Source organism: Sphaerisporangium sp. NPDC051017 (assembly GCF_040683095.1).
Classification (GTDB): Bacteria; Actinomycetota; Actinomycetes; order Streptosporangiales; family Streptosporangiaceae; genus Sphaerisporangium.
The window spans coordinates 1-1,543 of the sequence record NZ_JBFBCI010000153.1 but is presented as its reverse complement, the minus strand read 5'-3'; the positions used below and the strand labels follow the sequence as shown (position 1 = coordinate 1,543).

General features: G+C 63.3%; 2 protein-coding genes. Both read right to left on the bottom strand.

Going from position 1 to position 1,543, the window contains the following annotated elements; translation table 11 throughout:
- Positions 1–552, bottom strand: a 552-nt coding sequence (locus AB0M95_RS40960) for a DNRLRE domain-containing protein (RefSeq protein WP_363777179.1), incomplete at its 3' end; no start/stop codon positions are given.
- Positions 553–805: 253 nt separating this feature from the next.
- Positions 806–1,336 carry a hypothetical protein gene (locus AB0M95_RS40955; protein ID WP_363777176.1) on the bottom strand — a complete coding sequence of 177 codons (531 nt, stop codon included), beginning with the start codon at positions 1,334–1,336 and terminating at the stop codon, positions 806–808.
- Positions 1,337–1,543 lie beyond the last annotated feature (207 nt).

Below are 1,543 nucleotides of genomic sequence, written 5' to 3'. Positions count from 1 at the left end.
GAGCTGGAAGCCGTAGTTCGGCTGGCCGTCTGCCCAGGCTTGAACGATGCCGTTGACCGAGTGGACGAGATCCCACTCTTTCTTGGCCCAGCTGGCAGCGGCACTGGTGCAGTCCGGGCTGTAGGCGCCCGCTTTATTGTTGGCGCCGGCCGAGGTCACCGTCGGCTGGTTGTCCCAGGTCAGCGATCCAGGAGTCCAACTGCTGGTGATCCGCCGGGCGGTGATGCCGGATCCCACGGGGTCCCCGCAGGTGTTGGACAGATGGTTCCACAAGTAGAGGTCGGCGTTCTTGACCTTGCCGCCTCGCAGTAGAGACTCCACGGGAATATCAGCGAACTTGATGTAGCTGCGCCAGCGGACCGTTCCGGAGTTGGACTTGCCGGCCAGAATTCGGTCCAAAAGCTGGTTGTCGCGACTGATCGGGTAGGCGGCGTCATTAACGAAGGTATCGACGGCGATCGCGGGCTCCCACCAATCGGAGGCGGCGGCGATAACCGTGACCGGGTAGGTGACGGCCGGGTCGGCCAGAAACTCGGCATCGGGAGTGAACACCAAGGTCGAGCCGCCCGAGATTCCTCCAGATGCGTGGATGCCTTACCGACCTTTCCTTCATCCGGTCCTCTGCTGCCATCGGCGGCCACCGCGTCGAGCATCATGGTGGTGGACAGGTCAAGGATCTGCTCCTGATCACCCTTGCCGGTGCCCTTGACCAGCACGGTCTTGCCCGAGACCTTCTTGAAGGCGAAGCCTGCGGGCAGATCGACTGGGACACGCAGACTGAGCGGTTTGTCAGGGCGTTGCCGGATCACGATCTGCTGGCGGAACCCCGACGGGTGGCAGTGACGACCAAGTCGGTGCCGTTGCCGTAAGCGGAGGCGAACTCGGCCCGGTTGCCCGACAACGTCGGGGTGGGCAGTTTGCGTGTGGAGAAGACCTTGGCCTTATCGTCGGTCTTGGCCGGGTTGCCGCTGGCCGTCAACAGCTCCATGTTCCCGCCGTAGGACAACACCAGGTCCGACTTGGCCACCCGCGGCCTGACTGCGTTGCCCTGCACGACCAACGTCGTGTCGACAGCCTCCCAGACGCTGTTCCGCTTGACTCGGACGGGAGCGGCGGACATCTCCATGTGCAGAGTCCTGCCATCGGGATTGGCGAACGTGGTGGAGGTCTCGGAGCGGTAGGAGGGGATCTCGACCCGCTTGTTCTGTTTCCTCGCCTCCTGCTTGGCCGTCTCCACTGGGTCTACGGCCGCGGTGGTGACTGGTGGCTGGGGTGAAGGAGAGGGGGCGGCGGAGGCGGGGGGTGAGCTTGTGCCGATCAGTAGCGAGGTCACCATGGCGGGAACGGTCACAAGCGCCGTCCCGAGGCGCGCACGCCGCCTCCTCGATCGGGGGGTAAGTCTTCCTGACAGGTTCATGCAACTCCTGATCGGTTGGGGTGTAACCGTCCAATCGATCAGAGCATCACGGTGATCTTGAAGCAATATGACAAGAATCACTCGCTAGAGCATGATCTTTCCTGGAACGCGGCGAGTCGGCCGTAG